Source organism: Micromonospora sp. NPDC048830 (assembly GCF_043198215.1).
Taxonomy (GTDB): domain Bacteria; phylum Actinomycetota; class Actinomycetes; order Mycobacteriales; family Micromonosporaceae; genus Micromonospora.
Genome location: NZ_JBICUP010000002.1, coordinates 289,603 through 305,269 on the forward strand (window position 1 = coordinate 289,603; position 15,667 = coordinate 305,269).

At 75.8% G+C, this 15,667-nt stretch carries 17 protein-coding genes; 9 read left to right on the forward strand and 8 right to left on the reverse strand.

The window, feature by feature from the left end:
• Positions 1–256 precede the first annotated feature (256 nt).
• On the forward strand, positions 257–1,195 hold the full coding sequence (locus ACGFIZ_RS03755; RefSeq protein WP_393415482.1) for a ribose-phosphate diphosphokinase: 939 nt from the start codon (positions 257–259) through the stop codon (positions 1,193–1,195).
• 144 nt (positions 1,196–1,339) lie between these two features.
• On the opposite strand, the gene ACGFIZ_RS03760 is transcribed toward ACGFIZ_RS03755, so the two are convergent.
• Entirely contained in the window at positions 1,340–1,789 is a 450-nt protein-coding gene (locus ACGFIZ_RS03760; protein WP_393415484.1) for an ATP-binding protein, read from the reverse strand.
• 10 nt (positions 1,790–1,799) lie between these two features.
• Between ACGFIZ_RS03760 and macS the strand changes: the two genes are divergently transcribed.
• On the forward strand, positions 1,800–2,933 hold the full coding sequence (gene macS / locus ACGFIZ_RS03765) for a MacS family sensor histidine kinase (RefSeq protein ID WP_393415486.1): 1,134 nt from the start codon (positions 1,800–1,802) through the stop codon (positions 2,931–2,933).
• A gap of 29 nt (positions 2,934–2,962) precedes the next feature.
• Positions 2,963–3,640, forward strand: coding sequence for a response regulator transcription factor (locus ACGFIZ_RS03770; protein WP_347668651.1), 678 nt, complete (start codon positions 2,963–2,965; stop codon positions 3,638–3,640).
• 194 nt (positions 3,641–3,834) lie between these two features.
• Here ACGFIZ_RS03770 and ACGFIZ_RS03775 read toward each other — a convergent pair whose 3' ends face one another.
• From ACGFIZ_RS03775 to ACGFIZ_RS03785, 3 genes are all read right to left on the reverse strand, one after another.
• Entirely contained in the window at positions 3,835–4,407 is a 573-nt protein-coding gene (locus tag ACGFIZ_RS03775) for a DUF5709 domain-containing protein (RefSeq protein WP_393415488.1), read from the reverse strand.
• 156 nt (positions 4,408–4,563) lie between these two features.
• On the reverse strand, positions 4,564–5,286 hold the full coding sequence (locus ACGFIZ_RS03780; protein WP_393415490.1) for an ATP-binding protein: 723 nt from the start codon (positions 5,284–5,286) through the stop codon (positions 4,564–4,566).
• Positions 5,287–5,345: 59 nt separating this feature from the next.
• Positions 5,346–6,338 carry an SDR family oxidoreductase gene (locus ACGFIZ_RS03785; RefSeq protein WP_393415492.1) on the reverse strand — a complete coding sequence of 331 codons (993 nt, stop codon included), beginning with the start codon at positions 6,336–6,338 and terminating at the stop codon, positions 5,346–5,348.
• A gap of 161 nt (positions 6,339–6,499) precedes the next feature.
• On the opposite strand from ACGFIZ_RS03785, the gene ACGFIZ_RS03790 reads away from it, so the two are divergent.
• Complete coding sequence (locus ACGFIZ_RS03790; protein ID WP_347668596.1) at positions 6,500–7,702, forward strand: glycosyltransferase; 1,203 nt, start codon at positions 6,500–6,502, stop codon at positions 7,700–7,702.
• A gap of 20 nt (positions 7,703–7,722) precedes the next feature.
• Here ACGFIZ_RS03790 and ACGFIZ_RS03795 read toward each other — a convergent pair whose 3' ends face one another.
• From ACGFIZ_RS03795 to aroA, 4 genes are all read right to left on the reverse strand, one after another.
• Complete coding sequence (locus tag ACGFIZ_RS03795) at positions 7,723–8,622, reverse strand: hypothetical protein (protein WP_393415494.1); 900 nt, start codon at positions 8,620–8,622, stop codon at positions 7,723–7,725.
• 27 nt (positions 8,623–8,649) lie between these two features.
• Positions 8,650–9,465 (reverse strand): histidinol-phosphatase, encoded by an 816-nt coding sequence (gene hisN / locus ACGFIZ_RS03800; RefSeq protein WP_393415496.1) that lies wholly within the window; start codon positions 9,463–9,465, stop codon positions 8,650–8,652.
• 178 nt (positions 9,466–9,643) lie between these two features.
• Positions 9,644–10,624: a ribosome small subunit-dependent GTPase A gene (gene rsgA, locus ACGFIZ_RS03805; RefSeq protein WP_393415498.1), complete on the reverse strand. Its 981-nt coding sequence runs from the start codon at positions 10,622–10,624 to the stop codon at positions 9,644–9,646.
• A gap of 132 nt (positions 10,625–10,756) precedes the next feature.
• Positions 10,757–12,058: a 3-phosphoshikimate 1-carboxyvinyltransferase gene (aroA, locus tag ACGFIZ_RS03810; protein ID WP_393415500.1), complete on the reverse strand. Its 1,302-nt coding sequence runs from the start codon at positions 12,056–12,058 to the stop codon at positions 10,757–10,759.
• A gap of 101 nt (positions 12,059–12,159) precedes the next feature.
• Between aroA and ACGFIZ_RS03815 the strand changes: the two genes are divergently transcribed.
• The 5 genes from ACGFIZ_RS03815 (at position 12,160) to rsrA (ending at position 15,592) form a co-directional block, all read left to right on the forward strand.
• Positions 12,160–12,867: an SOS response-associated peptidase gene (locus ACGFIZ_RS03815; protein WP_393415502.1), complete on the forward strand. Its 708-nt coding sequence runs from the start codon at positions 12,160–12,162 to the stop codon at positions 12,865–12,867.
• Positions 12,868–13,082: 215 nt separating this feature from the next.
• The gene (locus tag ACGFIZ_RS03820) at positions 13,083–13,475 is read left to right on the forward strand and encodes a WhiB family transcriptional regulator (RefSeq protein ID WP_393415504.1); all 393 of its coding nucleotides are present in this window, start codon (positions 13,083–13,085) and stop codon (positions 13,473–13,475) included.
• An 80-nt stretch (positions 13,476–13,555) separates the two neighbouring features.
• Complete coding sequence (locus tag ACGFIZ_RS03825; protein WP_393415506.1) at positions 13,556–14,176, forward strand: alpha/beta family hydrolase; 621 nt, start codon at positions 13,556–13,558, stop codon at positions 14,174–14,176.
• A gap of 299 nt (positions 14,177–14,475) precedes the next feature.
• Entirely contained in the window at positions 14,476–15,303 is an 828-nt protein-coding gene (locus tag ACGFIZ_RS03830; protein ID WP_347668602.1) for a sigma-70 family RNA polymerase sigma factor, read from the forward strand.
• Between the two features lies 1 nt (position 15,304).
• Positions 15,305–15,592 (forward strand): mycothiol system anti-sigma-R factor, encoded by a 288-nt coding sequence (gene rsrA, locus ACGFIZ_RS03835; protein WP_393415508.1) that lies wholly within the window; start codon positions 15,305–15,307, stop codon positions 15,590–15,592.
• Positions 15,593–15,667 lie beyond the last annotated feature (75 nt).

Genomic DNA, 15,667 nt, shown 5'->3' on the forward strand with positions numbered 1-15,667 from the left:
GCTCGCGCCCGCCCGCGCCAGTGCCCGCCCCGCGCCAGTGCCCGCCAGTGCCCGCCCGCGCCAGTGCCCGCCAGTGCCAGTGCCCGCCAGTGCCCGTTAGTGCCCGCCCGCGCCCGCCCGCGCCCGCCCGCGCCCGCCCGCGCCCGCCCGCGCCCGCCCGCGCTCGCGCCTGCCCGCGCTCGCGCCCGCCCGCGCTCGTCCGCCGTCGCCGGTCCACGGGCGACGGGAGGCGTCACCGGCCGTACGATCTGTGGACGTGCGCGACATCGCCGTCTTCAGTGGAACCGCCCATCCCGACCTCGCCGCCGAGATCTGCACCCATCTCGGGGTGCCGCTGCACCCGGTGCGGGTGTCCCGGTTCGCCAACGACTGCCTGGAGGTGCAGTTGCAGGCGAACTGCCGTGAGCGGGACGTGTTCCTGATCCAGCCGCTGGTCCCGCCGGTGCAGGAGAACCTGGTCGAGCTGCTGCTCATGATCGACGCGGCCCGGGGCGCCTCGGCCGGCCGGATCACGGTGGTGCTGCCGCACTACGCGTACGCCCGGTCGGACAAGAAGGACGCACCGCGCATCTCGATCGGCGGCCGGCTGGTCGCGGACCTGCTCACCTCGGCCGGCGCGGACCGGGTGCTGGCGATGACCCTGCACTCCCCGCAGGTGCACGGCTTCTTCAGCGTCCCGGTGGACCATTTGCACGCGCTGCGCGAGCTGGCCGGCCACTTCCGGCGGTACGACCTGGGCAACGCCGTGGTGGTCTCGCCCGACCTGGGTAACGCCAAGGAGGCGGCGGCCTTCGCGCGGATGCTCGGGACCCCGGTCGCGGCCGGCGCGAAGCAGCGGTTCAGCGACGACCGGGTCAAGATCAGTACGGTGATCGGTGACGTGGCCGACCGGGACGTGATCGTGCTGGACGACGAGATCGCCAAGGGTAGCACGGTGATCGAGCTGATGGCCCACCTGCGCGAGCTGAAGGCCCGGTCGATCCGGCTGGCCTGCACCCACGGCCTCTTCTCCAGCGGGGCGCTGGAGCGGCTCAGCGAGCAGCCCGGGGTGCTGGAGATCGTCTGCACCAACACGGTGCCGATCCCGGCCGAGAAGCGGGTGCCCAAGCTGGAGGTGCTCTCCGTCGCGCCGGCCTTGGCGGAGGCGATGCGGCGGATCCACAACGGAGAGTCGGTCAGCGCCCTGTTCGGCTGAGCCGGCCGACGGCCTGCGCGTGCCGCCTGCGCGTGCCGCCGGGCACCATGTCGGCGACATGGCGGCATCACGGCCGCTGGGATACCGCCATGTCGCCGACATGGCCCGGCCAAGCGAGGGCCGGGCGAGGGCGAGGGTCGGGCGCTACCCGGCCCCGACCGCCGCGCTGATCCGGACCGCGGTGCCGGCCGGGCCGGTGTCGATGTCCATGGCGTCGCTCAGCTCCCGGGCCAGCCAGAGGCCCCAACCCCCGGGGACGTCCGTGGCGGGGCGCCCACGCTGGCCGAGCCGCCCCGCGCTGATGCCCCGCCCGTGGTCGGCGACCTCGCAGACCACCCGTCCCGGCTCGTGCCACAGCCGCAGCCAGCCCCGCCCCCCGCCGTGCCGGACCGCGTTGCTGATCAGCTCGTTGACCGCCAGCACGAAGTCGTCGAGGCGCTGCCCGTCCAGCCCGGCCGCGTGGGCGCAGGAGGTGACCGAGTGCCGTAGCTCGGTCACCTGGGCCTGGTCGAAGGCCTCGGCGATCAGGACGGTGGTGTCGATGGACACCACCGTACGCGGCGCGCGGGATTCCGTCCCGACGGGCTGTGGCATCGTGTCGGGCGTGCCGTCGCCGCCTGGTGGTTTCGAGGTCCCGCTCTGGCGGGCCGTCGCGGTGTTCCGGTTCGCCGCCCTGGCGTACGTCGGCGTGCTGGCCCTGCGCGACGCCGACCGGTACGCCCACCCGCTGGTCGCCGGGATCGTCCTGCTGGCGATGCTCGGCTGGACGGTGCTCACCGCCCTCGGCTACGCCCGCCCCCGGCGGCGGGGCTGGCCGCTGCTGGCGGCCGACCTCGCGGTGGTGCTCGCGGTCCTGCTGGCCAGCCCGTGGGTGATCGGGCGAACGGGGCTCGCGGGCGGCGTACCGAGCCTGGCCGTGGTCTGGCTGGCCGGGCCGGTGCTGGCCTGGGCCGTCTCCGGCGGTCGGCGCCGGGGCGCGGTGGCCGCGCTGGCGATGGGTGCGGCGGACCTGGCCACCCGGGAGCGGATCGGCCAGTCCACCGTCACGGGTGTCATCCTCCTGCTGCTGGCCGGCGTCGTGGTCGGGCACGTCGCACGGCTCGCGGTGACCGCCGAGCAGCGGCTGCAACGGGCGGTCGAGCTGGAGGCGGCGACCCGGGAGCGGGAGCGGCTGGCCCGGGGCATTCACGACTCGGTGCTCCAGGTGCTGGCCATGGTGCAGCGGCGGGGCGCCCACCTCGACGGCGAGGCCGGCGAGCTGGCCCGGCTGGCGGGGGAGCAGGAGGCGGCGCTGCGCGCCCTGATCGCGGGTGCGCCGCCGCCCGACGGCGGGGCCGAGGCGGACCCGGGCACCCTGGACCTGCGCGCCCTGCTCGGCCGGTACGCCTCGGCGGCGGTCTCGGTGTCGGCGCCGGCCACCGGGGTCCCGCTGCCCGCCGGGACGGCCCGGGAGTTGGCCGCCGCGACCCGGGCGACGCTGGAGAACGTGGACCGGCACGCGGGCGGGCGGGCGTGGGTGCTGATCGAGGACGAGGGGGAGACGGTGACCGTCTCGGTACGCGACGAGGGCCCCGGCATCGCCGCCGGCCGGCTCGACGAGGCCGCCCGGCAGGGCCGGCTCGGGGTGGCGCAGTCCATCCGGGGCCGCATCGCCGACCTGGGCGGGACGGTGACCATCACGTCCGCGCCCGGCGCGGGCACCGAGGTGGAGTTGACCGTGCCGAGGGCCGCCCGGTGAACACGTCGGGGAACGCCAGCGTACGGGTGATGGTGGTGGACGACCACCCGATGTGGCGCGAGGGGGTGGCCCGCGACCTCACCGAGGCCGGCCACCTGGTGGTCGCCACCAGCGGCGAGGGGCGTCAGGCGGTGCGGGTGGCCGCCGCCGCCCGTCCCGACGTGGTCGTCCTCGACCTGCAACTGCCGGACATCTCCGGGGTGGAGGTGATCCGGGGGCTGCGGGCGGCGCTGCCCGGGGTGCGGGTGCTGATGCTCTCGGCCAGCGGGGAGCAGCAGACCGTCCTGGACGCGGTGAAGGCCGGGGCCACCGGGTACCTGGTCAAGTCGGCCGCGCCGGCCGAGTTCCTGGACGCGGTGCGGCGCACCGCCGCGGGCGAGCCCGTCTTCACGCCCGGTCTGGCCGGGCTGGTGCTCGGGGAGTTCCGCCGGCTCGCCGGGGAGGGGCCGAGCCGGCGCGGCACGGCCTCCGGCGTCCGGACGGCCGGTCCCGCCGGCCGGGACGACGGCGCGCCCCGACTCACCGACCGGGAGACCGAGGTGCTGCGGCTGGTGGCCAAGGGGATGTCGTACAAGCAGATCGCCGAGCGGCTCGGGCTGTCCCACCGGACGGTGCAGAACCACGTGCAGAACACGCTGGGCAAGCTGCAACTGCACAACCGGGTCGAGCTGACCCGGTACGCGATCGAGCGCGGCCTCGACGGCTGATTCCAGGTCGGGGATCGGCTGTCGAGGCGGTGGCCGGCGTGACTGTGGGTGGGCTGGTGGGTCGTGGCTGGCGTGACCTGTGGGTGGGCTGGCTGGTCGATCGCTGATGGGGAAGGTTGACGGCCGGGCCGCGCTTCTCCCGGCGTGTCGAGTACCTGGACTGCCAACTCTCGCGCAGGAAGGGGCGGACGCCGTCAGCGCGACTCGGGCGGGCGGGTCTCGTGGATCGCCAGCTCCTCGGCGCTCGCCCCGCCGCCGGCCGAGCCCGCGTCGTACGCGACGCTGTCGGTCTCCAGGTCGCTGTGTGCCCCCTCGTCCGGTTCCACCAGGCGGCCGACGGTGGTGTCGGCGACGCCGCCGAGCCGGCCGTGGTCGTAGACCGAGATCGGGGACTTCGGGTCGGAGGTGGGGCCGGGGTCGATGACGTCCGCGTCGAGCTGCGCCTGCGCGGCCGCCGCCGGGCTGTCGGCCTCGGCCGCGATGTCCGGGTCGACCGGGGCGGCCAGCGGGTCGTCGGCGGGACGCTCGTAGACCTCCCGCCCGAGCTTGTAGTCCAGCGACTCCCCGTCGAGCTGCTCCTCGGCGGTGGTGCCGTACCGGTCCACGGCGACCGGCGTGCGGTCCCCCGGCAGCTGGGCCGGCTCCGGGCCGTCCGCCTCGCGGCCGGTGAAGAGGTCGTCGTTGGCCGTCGAGTCGTCGTCGGCGGTCTGGGGAAGCCCCTCCGCCTCGGGATCGGAGACGGGGGTCGGGTACTCGTCGTCGCGCATGCCTGAGCACTACCCGCTGCCCCCCACCCGTAACCGGCGGGGGACCGGGCGCGGGTCGGGCGAGGCGCCGCGATCTTGCAGTTTGTGCCCCCAGTTCGGGCGAAATGCCCGGTTTGCCCGGGCGGAAAGTGCAAGATCGCGGGAGGGGGAAGGAGGTCAGGGGCGTTCGTCCTCGGTGTGCAGGACCGCCCAGACCAGCTTGCCGTCGCGCAGCGGCGTGCTGCCCCAGCGGCGGGCGACCGTGTCGATGAGGAGCAGGCCCCGGCCGCCGGCCGTGTCCACCGGGGCCAGTCCGGCGTACGTCGGCTGCCGCGGGGAGTGGTCGCGTACCCCGATGTGCAGGGTGTCCCCGCGCGGCGCGAGCCGGACGGTCATCGGGGTGCCCGCGTGCGCCACCACGTTGTTGACCATCTCCGTCACCGCGATGCAGCCCGCCTCGGCCAGCTCGTCGACCCCCCAGCGGGCGCAGCCGTCGAGCACCAGCGCCCGGGCCTGCCGCGCCGCCCCGACGTCCGGCGGCAGCTCCGTCGTGGCCGCCGTGGCCGTCGGGAGCACCGCCAGCGCGGCCGTCGCCTCGTCGAGGGTCGGCCAGACGGGCAGCTCGTCGCCGGCCGTCCTCCCGGTGGGGTCGACGACCAGCAGGTCCGCCGCCGGCCAGTCGGCGACCTCCCGGCGTACCTCGGCGAACGTGCGGCGGGCGGCGCGGTCGGTGATCCGCACCCCGGACAGGTCGACCACCACGGGGCCGGGCCGTTCGCAGAGCCGCGCGAGCAGCGCGTCGCGTACGGTGCCGGTGGCGGTGGTGTCGAGCACCCCGGTCAGCCGGAGCGCGCCGGACGATTCGTCCGTCTCCACCAGACATCGCACGTGTGTCGGCATAATCGCCCCATTGTGCACTCCGGTTACCGGGTGCGCATCCAACCGGCCGGCCCCGTTCATCACGCTTCCGTCCGGACTCTTCTGGCCATCACGGTTCCCACCGCCGTGCCCGCCGCCGCGAGCCCGAACGCGGCGGTCAGTCTGACCAGCCCCCCGCGCCGCCCGCGCCAGCCGCCCTCCCGCTCGCCCGTCGCGTCGGCGGTGAAGACGTTGCCGGTGCTGTCGGGCCGGTGCGCCGGCCCGAACTGGAAGCGGCGGCCGTACCAGCCGAGGCCGCGCTCGACCAGCGCCGGGGCCAGCCGCCACTGGGCGCCGAGCAGCCGGGCCGCGCCCCCGGCGTACGCCTCGCGGCGCGGCCGGCGCAGCAGCCGGACGATGGTCTCGGCGACCAGTTCCGGCGGGTACACCGGGGCGGGGGGCACCAGTTCCTGGCCGGTGTGGTTGGCGGCGTGCCGGAAGAACGGGGTGTCGATGCTCGCCGGCAGCACCGTGCAGACGGAGACGTGGCCCCGCCCGGTGACCCGCAGCTCCTGGCGGACCGTGTCGGCGAGCCCCCGGATGCCGTGTTTGGCGGCGTTGTACGCCGACTGGTAGGGCATCGCCACCTCGGCCAGCACGGAGGCGTTGTTGACCAGCACCCCGCCGCCGGCGGCGTCGAGGTACGGCAGGGCCGCCTTCATCCCGTGCACGACGCCGAGCAGGTTCACCTCCAGCACCCGGCGGAACTCCCGCACCGGGATCTCGTCGAACAGGCCCACCGCGCTGACCGCCGCGTTGTTGATCCAGGCGTCGATCCGGCCGAACTCGTCGGCCGCGCGGGCGGCGAGGCGCTGCACCGCCACCGGGTCCGTGACGTCCGTCGGTACGACCAGCGGGCGCCCGCCCAGCTCCCGGCAGCGCGCCGCCACCCGCCCCAGCGCCTGTTCGCTGCGCGCCGCCAGCACCACCGCGGCACCCCGGCGGGCCAGCGCGTACGCGGCGGCGGTGCCGATGCCGCTGGAGGCGCCGGTGAGCACGATCGTGGCGTCGTCGAGACTGCGGGTGAGAGGCATTACTCGCCCGTACCCCCGTGCGGGCCGCTCATGCCGGCGGAGTTTCCCGGCGGCCGGGTCGTACGTTTCCGACTTGCCAGGTTTCGGCTCGTGGGCGCCCGGTTAATGGGACCCTCTGACCGGGAGGATCCGCCAGCTCGAGAAACGCATGGAGGTGACCCATGCGCGTCGGCCTAGTGTGCGCGCACTCCGGCCCGTCCAGGCCCGCCGACGGTCCGCCCGTCGGCACGCGCGAGCACATCACGCGGGTCGCCGCCGAGCTGGCCGCCCGTGGCCACGACGTGCACCTCTACGAGCGCCGGGACGACCCGGACCTGCCGGCCGCCGTCGAGGTCGACGGGTACCGGGCGGAGCGGGTCCCGGTCGGTCCGGCCGCCCCGGCGCCGACCGCCGAGCTGGTCCCGTACGTGCCCGAGTTCGGTCGGTGGCTGGCCGAGCGGTGGGCGGGGGAGTGGGCCCCGGAGGTGGTGCACGGGCACTACTGGGTCGGCGGGCTGGCCGCCGCGCACGCCGTCCGGGAGACGGACGTCCCGGTCGTGCAGACCTTCCACTCCCTCGGCGTCGAGCAGCTCCGGCATCTGGGCCCCGGGTACGACGGCCCGGGCGCCCGCATCCCGCTGGAGCGGGCGCTGACGCGCGCCGTGGACATCGCGGTCGCGCAGTGCAACGACGAGGTCGACGAGCTGACCCGGATGGGCCTGCAACGGGCCTCGGTGGCGATGGTGCCGGCCGGGGTGGACGTGGAGCGGTTCCATCCTGACGGGGAGGCGGCCCCGCGCGACCAGCGCGCCCGCATCCTCTCCGTGGGCGGGCTGTCGGCCGGGCACGGGCAGGACGACCTGATCCGGGCGATGCGGCTGGTCGGCGACGCCGAACTGATCATCGCGGGCGGGCCGCCGGCCGAGCAGCTCGCCGGCCACGCGGAGGCCCGCCGCCTGCGTGAACTGGCCGAGCGCGTCGGCGTGGCCGAGCAGGTGACCCTGGTCGGCGCGGTGCCGCACGACCAGATGGCCACCTGGTACCGCTCGGCCGACGTGGTCGCCTGCACCCCGCACTACTCCTCCGCCGGGCGGGTGTCGTTGGAGGCGATGGCCTGCGGCGTGCCCGTCGTCGGGTACGCCATGGGCGGCATCGCCGACGCCGTGGTCGACGAGGTCACCGGCAAGCTGGTGCCGCCGGGCGACGTACGCGCCCTCGGGCTCACGCTGCGCCGGCTGCTCAGCGACAACGCGGGGCGGTTCGCGTACGGGCACGCGGCGGTGGACCGGGTGCGGTGCAGCTACACCTGGGAGCGGACGGCCGGTGCGCTGGAGCGGCTCTACGAGCGGGTGGTCCGCCGCCGCAAGCCGGTCGAGGCGGCCTAGGTAGGGGACAGCGGCGGGGCTCAGCGGCGGGGGCGTACCGGGACGCCGGCCGGCACCATGCCCCGGTCGCGGTCCCGGGCCACCTCGTGGTGATGCTGCGGCTCGGCGTACCTTGTCAGCCCGATGACCGCGGCCAGCGTGGCCAGGAAGCCGAGCCCGGCCAGCCACTCCCGGCCGGGCCAGATCCGGTCGCCCAGCAGCAGCAGCCCGACGATCGCCGCGGGCACCGCGCCCGCGGCGTCCATGGCGGCCACGGCCGCCGTGGTGGACCCGCGCTGCATCGCCAGCCCGAGCAGCAGCTGCCCGACCACCGAGTGGGCCACCAGCAGGTAGAGCAGCGGGTCGCGGACGAGCGCCTCGGCGGTCGACGCGGAGGCCAGCGGGCGGGCGGCCACCGCGGCGGCGGAGAAGGCCAGCCCGGCCAGCGAGCCGAGCGCCACGGACCCGGGCGCGCCGTGCAGCCGTACCGCGAAGAAGCCGAGCACGGCGATCAGGGCCAGCGCCACGGCCAGCGCGGCCAGCCCTGCGGTGCCCAGCTGCCGCGACGGCGCGGGCTGCGCCGACAGCACCAGGCCCGTGATGCCCGCGAAGAGCAGCACCAGCAGCGCCACCTCGGCGGTGGGCAGCCGCCACTTGAGCACCAGCACGCCGAGGATGGCCGTCACCCCCAGCCCGGCCGCCACGCTCGCCTGGACCAGGAACAGCGGCAGGTCCCGGCGCGCCAGGAAGGCCAGCACGAACCCGCCCACCTGGCAGGCCAGCCCGACCAGGTACGTGCGGTGGCTGGCCAGCCGCAGCAGCAACCCCGGGTCGAACGTGTGGTGCAGCGTGGTCCGGGCCGCGGCCACGGACTGGAGGAGGTTGGCGATGCCGTACGCGACGATCATCGCCGCCAGGAAGCACCAGCCGGAGGACACCACCTGGCGAGGATAGAGGCTGCTACCGGATCACCGCTCGGCCGGCCGGCCGAGCCTCGCCAGGATGTCGCCGTGCAGCGCGCCGTTGCTGGCCACGGCGCTGTGCCCGGCGGCGTCCCCGGCCGGGGCGGGTCGACCGGCCAGGTCCGTGAACGTCCCGCCCGCCTCGGTGACGATCGGCACCAACGCGGCGACGTCCCACAGCGACAGCTCCGGCTCGACCATCACGTCCAGCGCCCCCTCGGCAAGCAGCATGTAGCCGTAGAAGTCGCCGTACGCGCGGCTGCGCCAGGTGTCCCGCATGAGCTGGAGCATCGGCTCCAGCAGCCCGGCGTCCTCCCAGCCGGACAGCGACGAGTAGCAGAAGCTGGCGTCGGCGAGCCGGCCGACGCGGGAGACCGCGATGGGTTCGCCGTGGGCGGCGTCCGGCCCGGCGTACGCGCCCGCGCCCCGCGCGGCCCACCAGCGGCGGCCCAGCGCCGGCGCGGAGACCAGCCCGGCCACCGGCCGGTCGCCCTCCAGCAGAGCGATCAGGGTGGCCCAGATCGGCACCCCCCGGACGAAGTTCTTGGTGCCGTCGATCGGGTCCACCACCCAGCGCCGCCCGCCCGACCCGGCGGGGGGCTGCTCGCCGTACTCCTCGCCGAGCAGGCCGTCGCCCGGCCGGTGCTCGGCGAGCAGCGCGCGGATCTCCCGCTCGACGGCCGTGTCGGCGTCGGAGACGGGGGTGAGATCGGGCTTCGCCTCGACCCGCAGGTCGAGGGCGCGGAACCGGGCCGTGGAGACGGCGTCCGCGCGGTCGGCGAGCAGGTGGGCGAGGGCGAGGTCGTCGGCGTACCCGGTCATGGCGAAACCGTAGCGACCGCCGGGCCGCGCCGGGGCGGGCGGCTCGCCGGGTGTCACGGCATGGGAGCGCCGCCGGCGGCTCGCGGCCGGGCCGGGGCGGCGGGCGTCACGCGGGCGGGTCGCTCGGGCTGGGGCTACAGGGTCACGCGGGCGGGTCGCTCGGGCTGGGCGGCGGGTGTCACGCCGCGGGCGGGGCGTCGGGGTCGCGGTCGGGCTCGCGGTCGGTCTCGCGGGGGTCGGCCTCCCCGGTGCGGGAGGCCAGCAGCCGGCGGTACGAGGCCAGCCGGCGCGGGTCGGCCCGGCCCGCGGCCACCCAGGCGTCCAGCGCGCAGGCCGTCTCGTCTGCCGTGTGCTGGCAGTTCGCCGGGCAGTCCACCGTCCCCTCGACCAGGTCGGGGAAGCCGTGCAGCAGGCTCTCGGCCGACACGTGCGCCAGCCCGAAGCTGCGCACCCCGGGGGTGTCGACGATCCAGCCCGGGTCGGCGGCGGAGCCAGGGCGGGGCGGCAGCCGCAGCGCCACGGCGCTGCTGGACGTGTGCCGGCCCCGGCCGATCGCGCTGACCCTGCCGACCGCGCGGGCGGCGTCCGGGACGAGGCGGTTGACCAGCGTCGACTTGCCCACCCCGGAGTGCCCCACCAGGACCGACACCCGCCCGGCGAGCAGGCCGCGCAGCCCGTCGAGGTCGGAGTCCGGCCGGACGAGCACGTACGGCAGCTCCAGCTCGGCGTAGTAGCCCACCACCTGCTCGGGGCCGGCCAGGTCGGCCTTGGTCAGGCAGAGCAGCGGCTCGACGTCCGCGTCGTACGCGGCCACCAGGCAGCGGTCGATGAAGCCGGTGCGCGGCGGCGGGTCGGCGAGCGCGCTGACGATGACGAGCTGGTCGGCGTTGGCCACCACCACCCGTTCGAGCTTCCCCTCGGCGGTGGTCTCGTCGTCGTCGGCGGTGCGCCGCAGCACCGAGCTGCGCTCGGCGATCCGGACGATCCGGGCCAGCGCCCCGGCCGTGCCGGACGTATCGCCGACCAGGCCCACCCGGTCGCCCACCACGACTGACTTGCGGCCCAGCTCCCGGGCCCGCATCGCGGTGACGGTCGGCGCGTCCGGGCCGCCGGCGTCGGCGAGCACGCAGGTGTAGCGCCCCCGGTCCACGGCCGTCACGAACCCCTCGACCGCCTCGGCGTGCCGGGGGCGGGTCCGGGTACGCGGGCGCGAGGACCTCCCGGGCCGGACCCGTACGTCGTCCTCGTCGTACTCCCGCCGTCTGGTCGCCAGGACCGTCCCCCCGTCGTGTCAGCTCTTTCCGGTCACCATCGCCGACCATAGCGCCGGGAACTCCGGCATGGTCTTGGAGGTGCACGACACGTCGTCCAGCTCGATGCCGGGGACGGCGAGCCCGGCCACCGCCGCGGCGTGCGCCATCCGGTGGTCGTGGTACGTCCGGAACACGCCGCCGCGCAGCGGGCGGGGGCGGATCTCCAGGCCGTCCGTCGACTCGGTGATGTCCGCCCCGACGGCGGTGAACTCGCGGGCCAGCGCGGCGATCCGGTCGGTCTCGTGACCCCGGATGTGGGCGACGCCGGTGAACCGGGACGGCGAGTCGGCGAGCATGGCGAGCGCGGTCAGCGCCGGCGTCAGCTCGCTCACGTCGGACAGGTCGGCGTCGATGCCGCGCACCGTGCCGGTGCCGCGCACGGTCAGCCCCTCGGTGCTGAGGCTCACCTCGCCGCCCATGCGCTGCAACAGCCCACGGAGCTGCTCGACCGGCTGCGCGCTGCTGCGCGGCCAGCCGCGTAGCGTCACCTCGCCGCCGGTGACCAGCGCGGCGGCGAAGAACGGCACCGCGCCGGACAGGTCCGGCTCGATCTCCCAGCCCCGGCCGGACAGCGGCCCGGGCTCGACCACCCAGACGTCGGGCACGGTGTCGTCGACCGCCGCCCCGGCGGCCCGCAGCATCTGCACGGTCATCCGCAGGTGCGGCGCGGAGGGGACCGGCGGGCCGACGTGCCGGACCACGACCCCCCGGTCGAAGCGCGGCGCGGCCAGCAGCAGGCCCGAGACGAGCTGGCTGGAGGCGGAGGCGTCGATGACCACCTCGCCGCCGGTGACCCGGCCGGCGCCGAAGACGGTCAGCGGAAGGCTGCCGGTGGCCGGGGTCTCGATGCGTACGCCGAGGGAGCGCAGCGCGCCGATCAGCGGGCCGAGCGGCCGGGTGCGGGCCTGCGGGTCGCCGTCGAAGGTGATCCGCCCCTCGGCCAGGCCGGCGACGGGCGGCACGAACCGCATGATGGTGCCGGCGAGCCCCACGTCGACGTGCGCCGGGCCGGCGAGCGGGTGGGGCCGGACGAGCCATCGGTCGTCGTCGGCGATCGACATGTGCGCGCCCAGCGCGCGCAGCGCGCCCGCCATCAGCTCGGTGTCCCGGGCGCGCAGCGGCCGGGCCAGCGTGGAGGGACCACCGGCCAGCGCGCTGAGCACCAGCGCGCGGGCGGTCATCGACTTGGAGCCGGGCAGCCGCAGCGAGGCCACCACGGGATCGGACGCGGTCGGAGCGGTCCACGGCCGCAGCGGCCGGGTCGCGGTCAGGTTCCCCACGGTGACATTCTGCCGTATTCCCGGCGTGTTACGACCGGCCGCGTGGTCCGCTCCCGGCTGGCGGGACAGCCGGGTCCGGCCCGGGGCGCTAGCGTGTGCCCATGTGCGGTAGGTACGCCACGACCCGGAGCACGGGTGACCTGAGCGCGCTCTTCGAGTCGTACGACGAGACCGACGGCGGCGCCAGGTCGAGCCACAACGTGGCCCCGACCGACTCCGTGCCGCTGGTGCGGCTCACCGCCGAGGGGCACCGGGCGCTCTCCGCCGGCCGCTGGGGGCTGGTCCCGCCCTGGGCCTCCTCGCCCGCCGGCGCCGCCCGCATGATCAATGCGCGGGCCGAGACGGTGGCCACGAGCCGGGCGTACGCGCCCTCGTTCGCCCGCCGCCGCTGCCTGGTCCCCGCCGACGGCTGGTACGAGTGGGTCCGGCGGGCGGACGGCGGCCGCCAGGCGTACTACATGACCCCGGCCGACTCCTCGGTGCTGGCCCTGGCCGGCATCTGGTCGGTCTGGGAGGGCCCGTCCGGGCCGCTGCTGAGCTTCAGCGTGCTGACCGTGCCGGCAATCGGCGAACTGGCCGAGGTGCACGACCGGATGCCGCTGCTGCTGCCCCGCGAGCGCTGGTCCGCCTGGCTGGGCCCGGCCGACGACCGGGCCGCGCTGCTCGCCCCGCCCGCGCCGGACTGGCTGGCCGGGCTGGAGATCCGGCCGGTCGGGCCGGCGGTCGGCAACGTGCGCAACGACGGGCCGCAGTTGATCGCCCGCATTCCCGCGCCGGACGCGCCGGCCGAAAAAATGACGCTTTTCTGACAGTTGCTTGCGTGCATTGTCGCGCACTGATTTGTCGGCGTTTGCGACGGATCGTCGGCCACCTGTCCGGTCGGCTTTTAGGCGAGTTTCCGGGCGGGCCCTTGTCCCCGCGTCCCGAAGTGCGATACAACACAGCGCCGTAGTGGGTGTCGATTCGTACGGTGCGAACGACGCCCACCGGCATTTTTTTCCGGTCCCACGGGGGAGGTGGGTGGATGACACGGGCGCGTATGCCCCGCCCGCACGAGGTGGCTGCCGCGCGACGGGATCCGCGACTGTTGCGGGCGCTGCGCGAACGGCGACAGGACGATGCATGGCGGACCAGGGGAACCTGCCAGAGCGTGGACCCGGAGACATTCTTTCCGGCGCCCAACGAACCGGCCGACGCGGCCGTCGCGCTCTGCCGCAGTTGCGACGTCCAGGGCTCCTGCCTGGCGTGGGCGCTGGAGGTCGGTGACTGCCACGGCGTGTGGGGCGGCACGACACCGCGCGAGCGCCGCGCGATGTTGGTCGCGTGGCGCGGCGAGGTCGATCCCGACCCGGACGCGGCCGACGAGGCCGGCCCGCCGGTGCGGGACCGGCTGCTCGCCCTGGTCCCGCTGAGCTGACCGGGCCGCCCTCCCGGGTCGACGGGCGGCTCTTCCAGCGCCCGCGCCGACCCGGGAGCGCCGACCCGCAGAATGGGCCGGTGCGGCACGACGACGAGATCGAGACACCACGCGGGCCCGCCCGGGTCGACGTCAGCCTGCCCGTCGGCCCGGCGGCCGCCCTGCTCGTGCTCGGCCACGGCGCGGGCGGTGACGTCGACGCGCCGGATCTGCGCGCCCTGCGGGACGCGGCGGTCGCCGCCGGCGTGGCGGTGGCCCTGGTCACCCAGCCGTACCGGGTGGCCGGCAGGCGGGCGCCGGCCCCCGCGGGGCACCTCGACGAGGCGTGGGCGGCCGTACTGGCCGACCTGCGTCGGAGGTGTCCCGGCGTGCCGGCGCTCGTGGTCGGCGGCCGGTCCAGCGGCGCCCGCGTCGCGTGCCGCACGGCGACCACGGTCGGCGCCGACGGCGTCGTGGCGCTGGCCTTCCCGCTGCACCCGCCCGGCCGGCCGGAACGCTCCCGGGCCGCGGAGCTGCCCACGGGGCTGCCGACGCTGGTGGTCAACGGCGACCGCGACCCGTTCGGCGTGCCCGACGCGGGTCCGCCGGTCCGGGTGGTGGTCCGCCCCGGTGAGCGGCACGACCTGCGCGCCGACCCGGCCGGCACGGCCGCCGTGGTGGTCGACTGGCTGCGCGAGCGGGGCTGGGCGTCGACGCTCTGAGCGGGCACGCCCGGCCGTCGGTCCGCCGCCCGGCGCCGGCCCGGCTCCGGCTGCGCCCGGCGGCGCGGGCCTGCCGGGGAGCCCGCCGACCGTGTCCGCGTGCGGCGCGCGTCGTTGACTCCGATGGTGCCGGGGGCCCGGTCCGGGCCTCCGTGCCGTCCCTCCCAGGCCCTTCCTGGTCCCAGCGCCGGCGTCCGCCGGGGCCGGGACCAGGAACGGGGGCCGGCGAGCCGGAATGCGGCGCCCCACACCCCGCGTTACCACCCTCGGACGAGACTTCTGCTTCGAGGGGGTGACCGGTGCCGACGGAGACCCGGAGCCGGGAACGGGACGAACAGCTCCAGGCGGGGCTGCTCAGGCAGTTGCTGGACGGGCCGGACTGGTCCGTGCCGGTGCCGCCGGCCCAGCCGCGGGAGGTGGTGAGTACCAGCACACCGGCCGGAAGCGGATCTGCGGATGTGAGCCGGCGCGTATCCTCGGCGGGAAGGCATCCGACCCGAGGGGATGTGCGGTTGACCACCGAGAAGACGGACGAGCGCAGGGCCCGCTTCGAGCGGGACGCGATGCCCTTCGTCGACCAGCTCTACGCCGCCGCGCTGCGCATGACGCGTAACCCGGCGGACGCCGAGGACCTGGTCCAGGAGACGTACCTGAAGGCGTACGCCGCCTTCCACCAGTTCGAGCAGGGCACCAACCTGAAGGCCTGGCTGTACCGGATCCTGACCAACACCTACATCAACTCCTACCGCAAGCGGCAGCGCCAGCCGGTGCAGGCGCCCACGGACGAGATCACCGACTGGCAGCTCGCCGAGGCCGAGTCGCACACCTCCAGCGGGCTGCGCTCGGCCGAGACGGAGGCGCTGGACCGCCTGCCCGACAGCGATGTCAAGGAGGCCCTCCAGCAGCTGCCGGAGGAGTTCCGCCTGGCCGTCTACCTCACCGACGTCGAGGGCTTCTCCTACAAGGAGGTGGCCGACATCATGGGCACGCCCATCGGCACCGTGATGTCCCGGCTGCACCGCGGCCGTCGTAATCTGCGCAAGCTGCTCGAGCGGTACGCCGCCGACCGGGGGTTCACCGCCGCGTCGTCCGGCAAGGGCTCGGCCGCGGCCGGTCGGGAGGTGTGACGTGAGCTGTGGAGAGCCGCACGAGACGGACTGCCGCGAGGTCCTCGCGGAGGTCTACCTCTACCTCGACCTGGAGTGCGCGGAGGAGCGCCGCACGCTGATCCGGCGGCACCTCGACGAGTGCGGGCCCTGCCTGCGCGAGTACGGCCTGGAGCAGGAGGTGAAGGCGCTGGTCGCCCGCTGCTGCGGCAACGAGACCGCGCCGGAGCAGCTGCGCGAGCGGCTGCGGATCCGCCTGACCGAGCTGGTCGTCTTCGAGACGAGCGAGTCGCGCGAGCTGACCGACTGACGCGCGTCGCGCGACGAACCACACACGACGGTGGCCCGGGTCGACAGACCCGGGCCACCGTCACGTCCGGCCGGT